Genomic DNA, 15,809 nt, shown 5'->3' with positions numbered 1-15,809 from the left:
GGTGTTAACGATGATGCGCAAACACAAGGCGGAAACAACTTCCACCCGACGCTAACGCAACATAGTCCAAGGTTGCGCCATTGGTCAAGCACAGTTCGCGTGACATGAATAAACCTAAGCCCGTGCCTTGGGTGCTGGTGGTGAAAAACGGTTCAAACAGACGTTGGCGTTGCGCTTCGGTCATGCCGCGTCCATTATCCATCACATTGAGCATAATGTCGCGGGTATGGGTCGGGTTGCCGCCGTGAATATCGAGTTGCAAATACTTAGGGTCATCGTGAGCGTATTTGTAAGCATTGCTGCACAAATTCCAAATAATTTGGTGTAAATGTGCTGGGTCAAATTCGATCACGGTGTCAGCCGGTTCGATGAACAGGTGTATCTGATCGTCACGCAATTTATTTTGTAAAATAAAGTCTTTGCGGAATTCGTGCAGCCACAGTTTGAGGGCGAGGCGCTCGCGGTTGGGCATTTTCTTACGCGAAAGATTGAGTACGCTTTCAATGGTTAAATTCATGCGTCGCGCATTGGACTGGATGATTTGCAGCAAGCGCAAATCGGCTTTGTCCAAATTCTGTGATTCACCCATGAGTTGCGCGGCATGGCTGATTGCGCCTAAAGGGTTGCGGATTTCGTGCGCAATGCTGGCGGTTAATTGCCCTAGAGAGGCAAGTTTGGCACTTTGTAATTTTTCGCGCTGTTCGGTGGTGTCTTCAAGGTTAATCATGGTAGCGCGGCGTGATTGGTTGCCCAGTTGGGAAAACCGCGCCCGCATTTCGGTAGTGTTTTGGTGACGCACATCAAAACTGGCAATACGAGGGCAAAGATTATGCAGCCAATGTTGCAAGTGGTGATCAAGTTCAGGGGCAAATTGCTGCAAGGGTTTGCTGCGCCAGTTGCCGGGTTGCCCTAGCATATCCCACGCGGATTCGTTCATGTGGCGGATTGCGCCGGAACCTTCCACCACCACAATGCCGGATTCAAGTTTATCGAGAATTGACTGGTTGAGTTGCGACAGATTGGCAAGGTCAATACCACGACGTTGCGCGAGTGAGGCAACGGCGCTCGTTTTGCGAATCCAGCGGTTGCTGGCAAGGCTAATCAACAGGATGAATAAGGCAATCAGGCCACTGTGCATCACGCCGCTGGGTTCGGATGCGCCCTGATTTTGCAACCAGATTTGTATGGAAACTAATAACATGCCTGTTATGGTGGCAAGCATTACCGAAACGTGACCGGGGTTGCCCAAGTGAGGAATCAACACTGGGATGATGAGCAAGATACCAAAGCCCGCTTCAACCCCGCGACTGGAATACAACAACCCTAGCAGCAAGCCAATATCCAGCAAGACAAATAGCACCGTTTGCACAGACAAATCCGGCCATTGGAAATAGGAGGTGAGATTGCTGATCACAGCCAGAAACAAGTATGCGCCGGTTAACCATGTGAATAAATGATAGTCATGTTGCCCCAGCTTCATATTGCCATCTGCCATGACTAAGGCAACCAGCAATGCGCCTGCAAGGGTGAAGCGGTAGACATGGTAGAGGCGTAATAAATTCCACGGGTCTTCGCGTAAGAAGATTGGCGTTAGTTTTTCGTCAAGTGTTGTGTCGCGTGTTCCATACTGCAAAAGTGTTTCCCCCCTTGGGAAATCGCTTCAGGCTCCGGGACATGCAGGCCGCAGTGTTCGCAGCGTACCATGCGGGTGTTTGTTGTGATTTTCCCGGACGATTGTTGGTGTTGTTGTTTCAGGCTTTGCCTACGTTGCCAAGATTTTAACAGAAGGAAACCGACTACCAGCAAAACAAGGATAAAAATAATGCGGGACATGATGTGTTACAGCCTTTTCAGGTATAGTCTTTGACTTAACTACCTTAACGTTTTATGACACCGTGCAAAAGAAAAATCAGACATTACGCATCGCTTTAGCCCAATTAAATGTGTGTGTGGGGGATGTGCGAAATAATCTTAGTCAAGTACAAGCCGCTATCCGTGAAGCGCGGGAGCAGCAGGCTGACTTGATTGTCTTTCCAGAACTGGTCTTGGCGGGGTATCCGCCGGAAGATTTGCTGTTTCGCCCCGACTTCCTGACGCAAATGCAGGCAGGCGTGGAAACCTTGGCAGCAGAAACCGCTGGGATGACGGTAATCGTGGGAGCGCCGTTACGTCGTGGTACAGCATTGCAAAACATGGCGTGTGTGTTGCGCGATGGGCAGATTTTGGCGGAATACAGCAAGCAATGTTTGCCCAATTACCGCGTGTTTGATGAAAAACGCTATTTTACGCCGGGTGCGCAATCCTTGGTGGTCGAGGTGGCGGGCGTTAAGGTCGGTATCCTGATTTGTGAGGATATTTGGGAGGATGCGCCCGCTCAGGCGGCGGTGGCAGCGGGGGCGGAGGTGCTGTGCGTATTGAATGCGTCGCCGTTTAGCTACGATAAGCAGGCGCAACGGGCAGCCTTGTTGCAACGGCAGGCGGCTAACAACCAGTGTCCACTGGCGTATGTGAATCTGGTCGGCGGGCAGGATGAGCTGGTGTTCGATGGCGATTCGATGTTGCTGGATGCGGCGGGAAATATCGTATTTCGGGCAGAGGCGTTTGCGGCAGGCGTGTTTGTTGAGGAGTGGGAAATAGGGAGCATTTGTAGGGGCGTATTGCATACGCCCTCCGCGCTTACTCCTCTTATCTACAAGGCGCTAACGACGGGTATCCGCGATTACGTCCACAAAAACGGGTTTTTCAGCGTGCTGCTGGGTCTATCGGGTGGGATTGATTCCGCCTTGGTGTTGGCTCTAGCGGTTGATGCGTTGGGGGCGGAAAATGTCGAGGCGGTGATGATGCCGTTCCATTATACCTCTGGCATGAGTTTGGAAGATGCGCAACAGCAAGCCGCTTGGTTGGGGGTGCGTTACCGCAATATACCGATTGCGTCGGTTTACGACAGTTTCACCAGGTTGTTAGCGCCGGAATTTGGTGATCGCCCTGTGGATGTGACCGAGCAGAATTTACAGGCGCGGATTCGCGGCGTGTTGCTGATGTCGCTGTCGAATAAGTTGGGCAGTTTGTTGCTGTCTACCAGTAATAAGAGCGAGAGCGCGGTGGGTTATGCCACCTTGTATGGCGATATGGCGGGGGCGTTTTCACCGCTGAAAGATGTGTACAAAATGCAAGTGTATGCGTTGGCGGAATACCGCAATACCTTGGGGCAGGCGATTCCGCAACGGGTGATTGAGCGCCCACCTTCTGCTGAACTGGCGCAGGGGCAAGTGGATCAGGATTCGTTGCCACCGTATGAGGTGTTGGATGCGATTTTGCGACGTTTCATCGAGGGTGATGAGGTGCTTGAGGATATTATTGCCAGCGGATTCGATGCGGCAACCGTGCGCCGCGTGGTGAATCTGGTACTATTGAGCGAATACAAACGGCGGCAGGCAGCACCGGGCGTGCGCATTAGCGGGCGTGGTTTTGGTAAGGATTGGCGTTACCCCATTACCTCTGCTTGGCGTAAAAATTTACCTTTTAACCCCCCAAAGGAGTGAGCATGAAGCTGATTCAGGCGATTATTAAACCGTTCAAACTGGACGATGTGCGCGAAGCCCTAACCGAAGTTGGTGTCACTGGGATGACTGCCAGTGAAGTCAAGGGCTTTGGGCGGCAAAAAGGCCACACTGAGTTATACCGTGGTGCGGAATACGTGGTGGATTTTCTGCCCAAAGTGAAACTGGAAATCGTGGTCAAGGAAGAAGACGTGGATACGGCGATTGAGGCAATTCAAAAAGCAGCACACACCGGCAAGATTGGCGACGGTAAGATTTTCGTGTTGCCGGTGGAGCAGGCTATCCGTATCCGTACCGGCGAAAGCGGGCGGGATGCGGTATAAATAACCTGCCGCGTCGTCTGGAGCTGATCGAAGGTCCTCAGGCGCAATGCTTGCAGCAGGTGCAATGCCTGCTGCCTGCGGAGGGCGAAGTGTTTTGGCTGACGGGGAGTGCGATAAAAAAAGCGCATACTTTGTTGGGGCAGGAGTGTGATGCGCTGGTGTTTGATGCGCATAGCGGTTTTGATGTGAATGCGTTTGCTGCGGTCAGCGGTACATTGCGCGGTGGAGGGACGTTGTTTTTGCTGATACCGCCGTTGGATGCGTGGGCGGCTTTTCCTGATCCCGATTATCGGCGGTTTATTCCTTATCCTTATCAGCCGGAAGACGTGCGTGGGCGGTTTTTGCAGCGCTTGGTACGGTTATTGAAAGTGGCTTGGTATGGTAGGTCGGGCTTTAGCCCGACAGTCGGACTGAAGTCCGACCTACAGGCGGTGGTGGTTGCAACTATTCTCCAAGCCAATACGCCGATGGTACTGACGGCTGATCGCGGGCGTGGCAAATCGGCAGCGTTGGGCATGGCGGCGGGTCAATTGCAGGCAGCGGGGAAGCGGGTGCTGTTAACTGCACCGTCACGGGCGACGGTGGCAACGGTATTCAAACACGCGGAATTCCCGCCGTCATTTTTTGCCCCCGATGATTTACTGCAAACCTTGCCGCAAGGCGATGTGCTGTTGGTGGATGAGGCGGCAGCGATTCCTGTGCCGCTGTTGTTGAAAATGCTTGAACATTATCCGCGTTGTGTGTTTTCCACTACCTTGCACGGGTATGAGGGGAGCGGACGTGGGTTTGCGCTGCGTTTCCAGAAAGAACTGGATACATACGCTCCTGGTTGGCAGGCAGTGCGTTTGCATCAACCGATTCGTTGGGTGGAAAACGATCCATTGGAACACTTTATCAATCGGGCGTTGTTATTGGATGCGGACGTGGAAGAGGGGGTATGCAATACGCCCCTGCATCCTTTTTACCGCCAATTAAACCGTGACGAACTTGTCGCTAACGAACCCTTACTCCGCAAACTCTTTGGCTTACTGATCACCGCCCACTACCAAACCCGCCCCTCCGATCTGCGCCAGATGCTGGATGCGCCCGACATTTCTATCCATGTCCTCGAACAGCAGGGCATGATCCTGGCAGTCGCTTTGCTGTCCCGCGAAGGTGGGTTGGATGCGGAACTGACCGCAGCGATTCACGCCGGAACGCGCCGCCCTCACGGACATCCCGTGCCACAAACCCTCACCTTTCACGCGAAAATCCCTAAAGCAGCGGAGCTCATTTGCGAGCGGGTGATGCGGATTGCGGTGCATCCTGACTGGCAAAACCACGGTCTGGGTGCGTACTTATTGCAACATCTGTTAGGATTCGCTACCCGCAACGGGGCAGATTACGTGGGGGTTAGTTACGCCATGACTCCGGCATTGTTGCGCTTTTGGGAGCGTGCCGGATTTGTGTTGGCACGGGTTGGATTTCGTAAAGATACCGCCAGTGGCAGCCGTTCGGTGGTGCAAGTGAAAGTTTTGAGTGTCAGGGCGCAAGTATTATTCAAAGGATTGGAGCAATAGTGAAACAGATTTCGGTTGGTGGGCAGCGGTTTCTTGCCCTCGATGCGCTGCGCGGTTTGGCAGCATTGTGGGTGGTGTATTTTCATGTCTACGGTGGTTTGGGTTATCTGGCGGTGGATTTCTTTTTGGTGTTGAGTGGTTTTATCCTCGCGCACCGTTATTTGTACAGTGACAAGCCCATTAGCGCGGCGGTGTTTATTAGCCATCGGCTTGCACGTTTGTATCCCCTGCATCTCTACACGTTGCTGGTGTTTGTGTTGGTGCATTGGTTGATGTATTGGACGATGCCGAGTTTTCCTGATGGTGCCTTGTTTACCTTCGTCCAGAACCTGACCTTGACGCATAACATTGGCTTGAATCCACAGGGGCTGACATGGAATTACCCCAGTTGGTCGGTATCGGTAGAGTTTTGGGTCAATATTCTGTTTATTTTTCTGATTACCCGTAAAACGTCCAGTGGTTGGCTGTTTTTGTTGAGTACGTTTGGTCTGGTGAGCTTGGTGCGCTTGCATGGTAATTTGAATGCTCAGACAGAAATGTACTTCAGTATTCTCAATGCGGGCTTGTTACGGGGGATGGCATCGTTTTTATTGGGTATTTTAGCGTATCGTGTGTACTTGTTTTACCGGGATGATTGGCGGGTGGTGCGGTATGCAGTTTGGTTGGAAGCTACTTGCGTATTGGCAGTCGTGGGTATGCTTTGGAGTCGCACCGGGGATTCAGCGGGGATGGATGTTTTTGTGCCGTATGTGGCGTTATTGATGGTGGCAATTTTCGCGTTTGAACGGGGATGGTTATCTGTTAGTTTGCGTAAACTGGCGTATCTGGGGGAAATTTCCTATTCGGTTTATCTGAATCATTTGGTCGTCCTCATGATTTTTCGGCACTTCGCTTTGCAATACGGCTGGGATAAACCACTGATTTTGGGTTTAACCTTAATGACCGTGCTGGTGTATTCGCATTTCACCCACCGTTATCTGGAAATCCCCTTGGGTAAGCGTTTGCGCCGGGGCTTGGTGACGTTGATTTCCAAACCCCAGCAACAAGCTGCTTAAGGTGAATGGGCTTATGCCAGCCACCATAGCAGTAATACGCCAAACAGAATGCGGTAGACGCCAAACGTGCGGAAGGTAAAGCGTTGTAAGAACCCGATAAACAGTTTCATGGTGAGGTACGCCACCAAAAAGGCGACGACAAACCCAACAATCAGCGGCACAAAGCTGGTGGTGGCGAATTCATCGTAGTGTTTTAACAAAGAATAGCCGGAACTTGCGCCCAATACCGGCAATGCCAACAGGAAAGAAAATTCGGTGCTGGATTTGCGATCCAAGCCCGCTAACATGCCACCGATAATGGTTGCCCCCGCACGACTTGTACCCGGCACTAATGCAAACAGTTGAGCAAAGCCTACCCATGCGGCTTGCGCATAACTGAGGTCTTCCATCTGCCTGACCCGATGCGTGTCTTCGCGGTAAAAATGTTCGACGATCAGGAAAATAATCCCGCCGATAATAAACATCCACGCCACGATTTGGGGGTTAAAGAGGCTTTCGATTTCATCGCTAAATAAAAAGCCGATGGCAGCAATCGGCAGAAATGCGATTAACACTTTCACCCACAAAGCGAAATGGCGCGGGTGAAATTTCTCGGTGTAATTGGCGATGACCGCAAAAATAGCGGCAAATTGGATAATGATTTCAAAGGCAGTGTGTTTGGCATCGCGATCCATGCCCAACCAGTCGGCGACCACAATCATGTGTCCGGTGGAGGAAACGGGCAGAAACTCAGTAATGCCTTCGACAATGCCTAAAATAAGGGCATGAAAAATATCCATGAACAGGTATCCCTAATGGTTTTATAAGTAGTGTTGACGGCTGGCAAGTCTAAAGCCATCCAGCGTTGGGGTAAATCCTTTACTGAATGCCATGACTTTGAAGCGTTCGCCCATTTCGGCGGGCAGGCTTAAGGTGCGTACTTGTTGGGCGAGCTTATATTGGTTAGCAGGGTTGGCTTCCAATGCTTGTATAAATAAGGTTTCCAAGCCGCTGTTGGCGAGGAACATCGCTTGGGTGGTGTAGCCCGCTAATTCTAAACCGGCATCCAAGCCTGTATTTGCAACAGCGGTGAAATCCACACTCGCGGTGATGTCTTGCAAACCGGGGTAAATCAGCGGGTTGGCGTGTACACGGTGTTGGTAATGGCACAGCAACGTACCTTCGGTGCGTTCCGGGCGGTAATAATCGGCGTGTTCGTAACCGTAGTCGATTAGCAGCAAGACGCCAGCGGCGAGGGTGTCTGCCATGCTGCGCATCCAAGCGGGCAGGGCGGGGTTGAATTCTGAGGTGTAATCGCCCTCTACGGCGACTAATGCAAAATCTTGATCTTGTGTAGTGACGTGACGGATGACTTTTTCGCCATCGACCAGTGTAAACAGTTCCACTGGCATCGCATCCAACACCTCGTTACCAACGATCACACCGCGTAACGGGGTTGCTGGTAAGCGGTCTAACCATTCCACCCGCTCTAGCAAATGTGGCACGTGTTGTTGCAAGGTTTGGCGTTGACGGTCGCGTAATTCGGGGCTGAGATCCAATATCAGGTAGTGGTCGGGCAAGCAGCCAATGTTTTCAAGATGTGCCAGCATATCCGCCGCCATAATGCCACTGCCTGCACCCAATTCCAGTATGTCGCCGCCGCCAAGTTCGGTTAGCACTTGCGCACATTGATTCGCAAGGCATTGCGAGAAGAGCGGGGAAATTTCCGGTGCGGTGATGAAATCGCCCGCCTGCCCGATTTTGCGTAAACCTGCGACGTAATAGCCTAAGCCTGGTTCGTAGAGTGCCATTTGCATAAAATCGTGGAAGGAAATGCTGCCACCGTGGTGTTCAATGGCGGCGCGGATGCGTTGCGCGAGTTGTTCACTGTGGGCTAATGCCTCGGCGGAAGGTGTGGGTAATGTGTCGGTAAAGCGCATGTCAGGTTATGATGGTAGAAAATACAAAGCTTAACAGAAGGTATGGCATGGCGACATTACAAGGTAAAGTAGCACTACTCACTGGCGCAGCCCGGCGCATCGGCGCAGAAATTGCCCGCACCCTCCACGCCGCCGGTGCAACCGTCGTCATCCACTACCGCCATTCCGCAACAGATGCCGAACAACTGCAAGCTGAACTGAATACGCAACGTGAAAATTCCTGCTTTTTAGTGCGCGGTGATTTACTCGACATTGCCAGTATCCCTAACTTGATTGTGCAAACCCTTTCGCAAACAGGCAGGCTGGATATTTTGGTCAACAACGCCTCATCGTTTTACCCCACACCCTTGGCCAGCGTGACCGAACAACAATTTGATGACCTGATCGGCACGAATCTGAAAGCACCGCTTTTCATGGCACAAGCCGCCGCACCGCATTTACAAGCCAATCAGGGCTGCATTATCAATATGGCCGATATTCATGGAATGCGCCCACTCCAAGGCTATGCGGCCTATTGTATTGCCAAAGCTGGTTTGTTGATGTTGACACAAGTATTAGCGCGAGAATTAGGGCCAGAAGTGCGGGTGAACGGGATTGCTCCCGGCGCAATCTTGTGGCCTGAAATGCCCGCTAATCATGCAATGCACGCTGAAATTCTGGCAAAGACTGCCCTCAAACGCGAAGGCAGTCCTGAAGATATTGCCAAAGCAATTCTGTTTTTAGTGCGTGACGCTGCTTACATCACCGGGCAAGTAATTCCCGTCGATGGTGGGCGCTTGCTCAATCACTAGTTTAGGCAGCGTACAAATGCCCCGGGTTTAAGGCTAATTTGGTTTGTTTGTGGAGAATTTCCAGCAGTACAATCACACGTTCTTCGCCGTCATATTTCTGAAAAATAGCTTCTAAGCCACGGAAAGGACCTTCCGCGATAATCACTTTGTCACCAGAGTGATAGCGGTCAAGGTCAATGGCGCGTTCGCCAAATAAGGTTTCCTGCTCTTTCAGGGCTGTCACGAGTGCATCGGGTACTCGTGCTGCTTCTGTACCAAAACGGACAAAACTGCTAATGCCCGTGGTGGAGCGAATGGGTGCCCAATTGTCATTCACACCGTCATCCAAGTGAATAAACATATAACGTGGGAATAAGGATTCGATTTTAGTAATGACTTTGCCGCGTTGTGTGCGTAAACGCTTGGCAAGAGGGCGGTAAACTTCGTAGCCTTGATTACGCAGTTGGAATTCTGCGACTTCATCTTTATGTGGTTTACTGGTCAGTAAGAACCAGTTTCTAGCCATTTCAACACTCATGTCTGATACCTTTAGTAAGCCCAACTAAACCGTTTGTAAACGCCACACTTGCCAAGCCCCCAAGCTTGAAATGCGTTATTATTGCGTTACATTGTTTTCAGTCTATTCGATATACTGTTAAGTTCAACCCTTATTTTCATAGAAAATTTCTTTCAATTAAGTAATATTATTAATGAAGACTGAATCAACAAGGGCAAGTTGCATGATAAATCATCAAGATAGACTCATTAGTGCGTTAGGATTGTCACGTTATTACGGTGAACGTTGTGTAGTAAATAATGTTGATGTTGTATTGCGCAAAGGCGAGGTCTTAGGTCTATTAGGGCCGAACGGTGCTGGTAAGTCGACCACTATGCAAATGTTGACTGGCAACCTTTCGCCTAGCGAGGGTGAAATTCAAATAAACACCATTGATTTATTGGATGAGCCGATTAAAGCTAAACAGCAAATGGGTTATTTGCCAGAACAGCCGCCGGTGTACCGTGATTTGACGGTGAGCGAGTACCTGCACTATTGTGCTCGATTGCGCCATATACCTAAAGCTGAGTGTCGTAGGATGGTGGCTTATGCCAGTGAACGTTGTGGTTTGCAAGAGGTGAGCAAGCGCTTAATTGGCAATCTCTCTAAAGGATTTCGTCAGCGGGTGGGGATTGCGCAAGCGATTTTACATAACCCCGCAGTGGTGATTTTAGATGAGCCGACCGTGGGGTTAGATCCTATTCAGATCCGTGAGATTCGTCGCCTTATTCGTGAGTTAGGGAAAGATCACGGGATTATTCTTTCTACCCATATTTTGCCGGAAGTACAGGCGGTATGTGATCGCGTACAGATTCTTAATCAAGGTAAAACGGTGTTTAACAATACGCTTGATGGGGTGGAGTCGTTGGAAAAGGTGTTTTTTGACTTGATTTTCGGTGCAGATGCTGTGGCCTCCGAGGAGGTGGCAGTATGAGTGCCATTTGGGTCATTGCGAATACCGAATTTCGCCGTATGTTCTTGTCTCCATTGGCGTGGAGTATTTTGGCGGTAGTGCAGTTTATTTTGGCGTGGATGTTTTTGCTGGGGGTGAACGAGTACAGCTTGCAAACTCAATCCATGGCCGTGGGGGCGGAAGATGTGGCTGGCATTAGTGAAGCTATGATTCCGTTTCTGTTTTCGACGGCTGCTTCGATTATGTTGGTGGTGACACCGCTGATTACCATGCGTTTGTTTGCGGAAGAGCGTATGAATCAAACATTGACGTTGCTGACCTCTGCTCCATTATCTAATACCCAAATTGTTTTGGGTAAATACTTGAGTGTATTGGGGTTTGTATTGCTATTTGTTGGTTTGGTGGCCTTGATGCCAGTATCGTTGGCATTCACCACGTCGCTGGATTGGGGGCAATTAGCTGCTGCTGTGCTGGGTTTGGTGTTGCTGTTGGCTGCGTTTTCCGCAGTGGGTTTGTTTTTGTCATCGCTGGCACGTCAGCCCGTGATTGCCGCTGTGACTACCTTCGGTTTTTTATTGCTGTTGGATGTATTGTACCAATCTGGCAATGCTCAAGGCTCTGCCAGTGAGTTATTTGTGTACTTGTCAGCATTTGGACACTTTTTGTCGTTTGCTAAGGGGATGTTTGATAGCAGTGATTTGGTGTATTACCTGTTGTTTATTGTGGGGTTTTTGATACTCACTATTCGCAAACTCGATAATGACCGGTTACAGGGGTAAGCACAGATGAAAATGAGTCAGAGATCCCATCGTTGGATTGGTTTGCACAATGCCATTTTTTACTTGTTATTCGTGGTAGTGATTGGCTTATTGGGATTTTTCGGGCGTGAATTCAAGTTTGCAGCGGATTGGACGTATGGTAGTCGGAATAGCCTGTCAACACCTACGCAAACCTTGCTGAAAACCTTGGATCAGTCGCTGAAGTTTATTGCTTATATTCCCGATAACCCTGCGTTGCAGACGCAAGTGAAGGATTTGGTGGCAAAATACCAGCGGGTGAAGTCCGATACCACGCTGGAATTTGTTAACCCTGATCTTGACCCCACGCGGGCACAGCAAGATGGCATTGAGCATTCCGGGCAGCTTGCGATTCACCTTGGGGAGCGCAGTGAGGTGATGGATTCTGCGAGTGAGCAAACCATTGGTAACGCGATCCAGCGCATGAGCCGGGGAGGGGAGCGTCTGGTGGTGTTTTTGGAGGGGCATGGTGAGCGTCAACCCTTGTCTGGCGAATCCAACGGCATGTCACAATTGGTGGAAAACCTACAACGTAGCGGATTTGTGGTGCAGCCGCATCATCTGGTGCGAACGCAATCCATCCCTCAAAATGCGAGCTTCGTGGTGATTGCAGCCCCACAGCAAGATTTTTTGTCCGGTGAGGTGGCTGTATTACAAACTTATCTAGAGCAGGGGGGCAATTTACTGTGGTTACAAGACCCCGGTGGGTTAAAGGGTTTGGAACCGTTAGAAGAATTATTGGGGGTACAAATTCATGATGGCACGGTGATTGATGCCAATGAACAATTGCAGGCATTGCTGGGAATTAATCATCCGGCAGTGGTGCCTGTGGTGGATTACGGTCGTTCTGCTATCGTGAAAAATTTGGTAGGCAAGCAAACCCTGTTTCCGTTTGCAACGATGGTGGCGCGTGATCAGCAGGTCGGTGCTAAGGATGACACACTAGCATGGCAAGCGGATGAGTTCCTCTATACCTTGCCTGCCAGTTGGTTAGAAAGCAGTGGGGTTTTGGAAGGTGCGGTGAAGTTTGATGAGGGCAGTGCGGATCAGCCGGGGCCAGTGCCGATTGGTGTAAGCTTGGTGCGCTCATTGGATGAGAAGGAGCAGCGCGTCGTGGTGATTGGCGACAGTGACTTCATGCTCAACAGCTTCATTGGGCTGGGCACGAACTTAGATCTCGCCAGCAATGTGTTTAATTGGTTGAGTGCTGATGATAATTTGATGGAAGTACCAGTGATCCGTGCACCCGATACCCAATTGAATCTGAGCGAAACAGCGGGAGCAGTGTTAGGCACATTTTTCCTATTTGTGTTACCACTGAGCTTGTTACTGGCAGGTGTGTGGATTTGGTGGCGTAGACGGAGGCGTTGAGATGAGTCATGTAACCCAAGCACGGCGTTTATTGCTGAATCTGGTGCTGTTGTTGCTGCTTGTAGGGTTGGGGGGCATGGCTTGGTGGTACTCCCAACAACCTGAACCTCAGGCAGAAACCTTGTTGAGTTTGACGAGAGCTGATATTACCCGTGTCACCATTACCCGTGAATTGGGTAGAGAGAAGCCTGACATTATCCGCTTGGAGCGAGAGGGTGAGCGTTGGCGAATGTTGGAACCTAAACAGGTTGAGGCAAATGCGACTCGCGTTAGTCAGTTATTTACCTTGTTGGATGAGTCGGTCGCGGCTAGTTATGAATCTGAGGGTAAGGACTTATCGCAGTATGGGTTAACACTAGGGGAAGTGAGTATTGCGTTCAACGATGAGGTGTTGCAGTTTGGTATAGAAAACCCTGTTTCGCGTAAGCGCTACGTATTACATGCGGGAAAAATCAAGTTGGTATCAGAGGCAGTGTATGGCTTGTTGACGGGGGAGGCGACCGCTTTGGTGGCAAATAAGCTCGTGCCAGAGGGGCGCAGCGTTAAAACGGTATGGTTGCCGGAAGGTTTTAACACTAAGGCGGCAGGCTTGTTGCAGAACTGGCAATCAGCCGATGCATTGAGAGTTGAGGTGTATGAAGGTGGTACGAGCAAGGGTAAGATTATCCTGACATTGGATGATGCTAGTCGTCTCGAATTTGAATTACTTTCTACACAGGGGGAACTTATTTTGGCAAATATTGCCACAAGATTACGTTATGTATTGGCTGATGCCCAATGGATTAATTTATTGCCAATAAATTAATGTGATTGAAAGAGTGTGGAAATATGCTGGTGCTAAAATGGATGTAAGAATGTATTATAAGGAGAATGAAATGAATCAATATTGTTCGGGGCGCGTTCGAGCAGTTCACAATCAGGGGATTCAAGCACTATGAAACAGCGAGTATCATTTTTCGGCGTTATTGCATTGGTTAGCGCACTCATGTTCCCCTCTCATCTTTTGTTAGCAGAAGAAATAAAAACAGATAAGGCTAATACAACTGAGGGGCAGGAAACAGATCGTGTCATTGGCAAAGTGACGTTTCTAACAGGACAGGCAGAGATGACGCTGCGTGATGGAACGGTTGTGCCATTGGAGAAGTCCGTGGAGATTATGGACGGTAGCCGTATTGCTGTTAAAGAGCGCAGTAAAGTACATTTGAAAATGATCGACGATGGCATCGAAAAGTTGGAAGCTAACACAACGTTTGATTTCAACGCCTATGCTTACGACCCCAACAATCCACAAGCCAATAAAATTAGCAAAACGATTTGGGCTGGTGAAGTAACCAGCAAAACAGGTAAAGGCGGCGAAGATTTTAAAGACCGTTACCGCTTGAATTCACCGTTGGCGGCGATTGCGGTATTGGGTACAGAATACACAGTGCGGGTGGTTGATGGTGAAACCCAAATAGTCGTGCAGGCCGGGAGTATTTCGATTGCTAAATTGGGCGGCAGTTGTTTGTCATCAGGGTTAGGCGCTTGTGCCGAAGGGGAGGTGCTTTCAGAAAGCCAGCGTGGTTTTGCACTCGTGGTACGTGGTGATTTGTCAAAGCCTAAGCTAACACCGGTAGCCGCATTACCGCCTCTTTCTCAAAGTGAGACTCCTGCTACGTCTGAGGAGCCTACTAAGGAAGATGATAAATCAGACAAGGAGGAGGGGGCAGACAAGAAAGCTGACACGAGTACAAAAGGAACAGATAGCAAGTCAAATACTTCCTCAGCAACGACTACGGCTGAAAGCATAGAAGAGAAGAAAACTGCTGCGGTTACGACCAAAAATGAAACTGCCGCTACTGACAATTCAACAGAGGCAGCAACAACTAGCGTACCTTCAAAGACAACAAGTATGGCATCAACACCGAATACCACCACTAAAACGGTTGTGGATGAACGTGATCCTTTGGCAGATTTGAAGGTGAAAACCACCACAACGGCTGTTGATTCGGAGAAAAATACCGCGACGTTACCTGCCGCGACTACCGCAGTTTCGTCTCCTTCGGTCACTGTTGCTACGGTAGCACCTGCGACAACACTATCCACGGCGGTTGTTGCGCAGGTGTCGACGACTACACCATCTACGTCTGCTACAACATCTTCTGTGATTGTTGAACCGGTGTCGACGACTACACCATCCAGTGCGGTTGTTGCATCGGTGTCGACGACTACACCTACATTAGTTGGTAGTAATACAGTATTGGAATCAACGGGTATTGGTACGTTGACAGGTGGTGGTACGGCGACGTCAACAACTTCTACACTGGGAGGTACTAGCACAGGTCTGTTAGAATCTAATAGCAGTTCAGCAACACTTACGACACCGACAGGTGAAGTTACCCCGGTAGTGATGCCACCCCCCGCTGTTGTGACACCTGTGGTTCCCACGCCGACAACGCCTAGCGTTGAGACTGCACCGTTAAAAGTTGTAGATTGGGGGAAATATGATCCTAACGCAACGGTTGATGGTTCAACTTCGTTGAGTGAGCAGGTTAGCAGCAATTATGAGCAGATTGTGCTGCCCAATACGGGTAAATACGTGTTTTCCATGTTGGAAAATGCAACGGCGGGTCTAACAGATCAACGTGATGCAACGTTCATTTTGAGTTCCTCTGAGGCCTATATGAATAACAGTGTCACGGGTACGCGGACATCTGCGGCAGTGAGTAACGCCAGCTTAAATGTTAGTCCGACCCGCAGCACATTTGATACACAATTCAATTTAAGTTCCCCTGAATATTCCGGTACGGTGGTTGCGACGGGGCCTTTCTCGGCAAGTAATGGCTTATTAGTGGATGATGGGAGTCATCCGGGAACTAGTATTAGCGGTATCGTAGGCACCATGGGCAGTTCTATTGGTGCTGGTTACGCATTCAATCATCAGATTAACCCTACCCTAAATGCAGAGGGGGCATTGAGCTTCACTGGTTCGCATGTTGGGAACTAA

At 50.0% G+C, this 15,809-nt stretch carries 15 protein-coding genes; 10 read left to right on the top strand and 5 right to left on the bottom strand.

Annotation, left to right across the window (positions count from 1 at the left end; translation table 11 throughout):
• Positions 1-4: 4 nt before the first annotated feature.
• Positions 5-1,633: a two-component system sensor histidine kinase NtrB gene (locus BLV87_RS08165; RefSeq protein WP_093067282.1), complete on the bottom strand. Its 1,629-nt coding sequence runs from the start codon at positions 1,631-1,633 to the stop codon at positions 5-7.
• Positions 1,591-1,833 (bottom strand): PP0621 family protein, encoded by a 243-nt coding sequence (locus tag BLV87_RS20065; RefSeq protein WP_139282143.1) that lies wholly within the window; start codon positions 1,831-1,833, stop codon positions 1,591-1,593. The genes BLV87_RS08165 and BLV87_RS20065 overlap by 43 nt, the downstream gene beginning before the upstream one ends.
• A 62-nt stretch (positions 1,834-1,895) precedes the next feature.
• Here BLV87_RS20065 and BLV87_RS08160 point away from each other — a divergent pair, with 62 nt between their 5' ends.
• The 4 genes from BLV87_RS08160 to BLV87_RS08145 are packed head-to-tail and all read left to right on the top strand — an operon-like array spanning position 1,896 to position 6,497.
• Positions 1,896-3,542 carry an NAD+ synthase gene (locus tag BLV87_RS08160; protein WP_093067279.1) on the top strand — a complete coding sequence of 549 codons (1,647 nt, stop codon included), beginning with the start codon at positions 1,896-1,898 and terminating at the stop codon, positions 3,540-3,542.
• A 2-nt stretch (positions 3,543-3,544) separates the two neighbouring features.
• On the top strand, positions 3,545-3,883 hold the full coding sequence (locus BLV87_RS08155) for a P-II family nitrogen regulator (RefSeq protein WP_093067277.1): 339 nt from the start codon (positions 3,545-3,547) through the stop codon (positions 3,881-3,883).
• Positions 3,880-5,442: a GNAT family N-acetyltransferase gene (locus BLV87_RS08150; RefSeq protein ID WP_093067274.1), complete on the top strand. Its 1,563-nt coding sequence runs from the start codon at positions 3,880-3,882 to the stop codon at positions 5,440-5,442. The genes BLV87_RS08155 and BLV87_RS08150 overlap by 4 nt, the downstream gene beginning before the upstream one ends.
• Positions 5,442-6,497: an acyltransferase family protein gene (locus BLV87_RS08145; protein WP_175517883.1), complete on the top strand. Its 1,056-nt coding sequence runs from the start codon at positions 5,442-5,444 to the stop codon at positions 6,495-6,497. Before BLV87_RS08150 ends, BLV87_RS08145 begins: the two co-directional genes overlap by 1 nt.
• A gap of 11 nt (positions 6,498-6,508) precedes the next feature.
• On the opposite strand, the gene BLV87_RS08140 is transcribed toward BLV87_RS08145, so the two are convergent.
• Positions 6,509-7,276, bottom strand: coding sequence for an undecaprenyl-diphosphate phosphatase (locus tag BLV87_RS08140; RefSeq protein ID WP_093067268.1), 768 nt, complete (start codon positions 7,274-7,276; stop codon positions 6,509-6,511).
• Positions 7,277-7,297: 21 nt separating this feature from the next.
• On the bottom strand, positions 7,298-8,416 hold the full coding sequence (locus tag BLV87_RS08135) for a class I SAM-dependent methyltransferase (RefSeq protein WP_093067265.1): 1,119 nt from the start codon (positions 8,414-8,416) through the stop codon (positions 7,298-7,300).
• Between the two features lie 47 nt (positions 8,417-8,463).
• Between BLV87_RS08135 and BLV87_RS08130 the strand changes: the two genes are divergently transcribed.
• Positions 8,464-9,207: a pteridine reductase gene (locus BLV87_RS08130; protein ID WP_093067261.1), complete on the top strand. Its 744-nt coding sequence runs from the start codon at positions 8,464-8,466 to the stop codon at positions 9,205-9,207.
• Position 9,208: 1 nt separating this feature from the next.
• On the opposite strand, the gene rfaH is transcribed toward BLV87_RS08130, so the two are convergent.
• Entirely contained in the window at positions 9,209-9,724 is a 516-nt protein-coding gene (gene rfaH, locus BLV87_RS08125) for a transcription/translation regulatory transformer protein RfaH (protein WP_093067258.1), read from the bottom strand.
• Positions 9,725-9,926: 202 nt separating this feature from the next.
• Here rfaH and BLV87_RS08120 point away from each other — a divergent pair, with 202 nt between their 5' ends.
• The 5 genes from BLV87_RS08120 to BLV87_RS08100 all read left to right on the top strand — a co-directional run bounded on the left by BLV87_RS08120 (position 9,927) and on the right by BLV87_RS08100 (position 15,809).
• Positions 9,927-10,676: an ABC transporter ATP-binding protein gene (locus BLV87_RS08120; RefSeq protein WP_093067255.1), complete on the top strand. Its 750-nt coding sequence runs from the start codon at positions 9,927-9,929 to the stop codon at positions 10,674-10,676.
• The gene (locus tag BLV87_RS08115) at positions 10,673-11,434 is read left to right on the top strand and encodes an ABC transporter permease subunit (RefSeq protein ID WP_093067252.1); all 762 of its coding nucleotides are present in this window, start codon (positions 10,673-10,675) and stop codon (positions 11,432-11,434) included. The genes BLV87_RS08120 and BLV87_RS08115 overlap by 4 nt, the downstream gene beginning before the upstream one ends.
• 12 nt (positions 11,435-11,446) lie before the next feature.
• Complete coding sequence (locus tag BLV87_RS08110) at positions 11,447-12,823, top strand: GldG family protein (protein ID WP_245706959.1); 1,377 nt, start codon at positions 11,447-11,449, stop codon at positions 12,821-12,823.
• 1 nt (position 12,824) lies between these two features.
• On the top strand, positions 12,825-13,628 hold the full coding sequence (locus BLV87_RS08105; RefSeq protein ID WP_093067247.1) for a DUF4340 domain-containing protein: 804 nt from the start codon (positions 12,825-12,827) through the stop codon (positions 13,626-13,628).
• 129 nt (positions 13,629-13,757) lie between these two features.
• Positions 13,758-15,809: a FecR family protein gene (locus BLV87_RS08100; RefSeq protein WP_093067245.1), complete on the top strand. Its 2,052-nt coding sequence runs from the start codon at positions 13,758-13,760 to the stop codon at positions 15,807-15,809.

Source organism: Thiothrix caldifontis (genome assembly GCF_900107695.1).
Lineage (GTDB): Bacteria > Pseudomonadota > Gammaproteobacteria > Thiotrichales > Thiotrichaceae > Thiothrix > Thiothrix caldifontis.
This window is presented reverse-complemented; position numbering and strand designations above follow the sequence as displayed.

Bases quoted from the DNA above. Each gene is read 5' to 3' on its own strand.
- BLV87_RS08105 (WP_093067247.1), top strand. From the start codon at position 12,825: ATGAGTCATGTAACCCAAGCACGGCGTTTATTGCTGAATCTGGTGCTG.
- BLV87_RS20065 (WP_139282143.1), bottom strand. From the start codon at position 1,833: ATGTCCCGCATTATTTTTATCCTTGTTTTGCTGGTAGTCGGTTTCCTT.
- rfaH (WP_093067258.1), bottom strand. From the start codon at position 9,724: ATGAGTGTTGAAATGGCTAGAAACTGGTTCTTACTGACCAGTAAACCA.
- BLV87_RS08130 (WP_093067261.1), top strand. From the start codon at position 8,464: ATGGCGACATTACAAGGTAAAGTAGCACTACTCACTGGCGCAGCCCGG.
- BLV87_RS08155 (WP_093067277.1), top strand. From the start codon at position 3,545: ATGAAGCTGATTCAGGCGATTATTAAACCGTTCAAACTGGACGATGTG.
- BLV87_RS08100 (WP_093067245.1), top strand. From the start codon at position 13,758: ATGAAACAGCGAGTATCATTTTTCGGCGTTATTGCATTGGTTAGCGCA.
- BLV87_RS08135 (WP_093067265.1), bottom strand. From the start codon at position 8,416: ATGCGCTTTACCGACACATTACCCACACCTTCCGCCGAGGCATTAGCC.
- BLV87_RS08120 (WP_093067255.1), top strand. From the start codon at position 9,927: ATGATAAATCATCAAGATAGACTCATTAGTGCGTTAGGATTGTCACGT.
- BLV87_RS08110 (WP_245706959.1), top strand. From the start codon at position 11,447: ATGAGTCAGAGATCCCATCGTTGGATTGGTTTGCACAATGCCATTTTT.
- BLV87_RS08140 (WP_093067268.1), bottom strand. From the start codon at position 7,276: ATGGATATTTTTCATGCCCTTATTTTAGGCATTGTCGAAGGCATTACT.
- BLV87_RS08115 (WP_093067252.1), top strand. From the start codon at position 10,673: ATGAGTGCCATTTGGGTCATTGCGAATACCGAATTTCGCCGTATGTTC.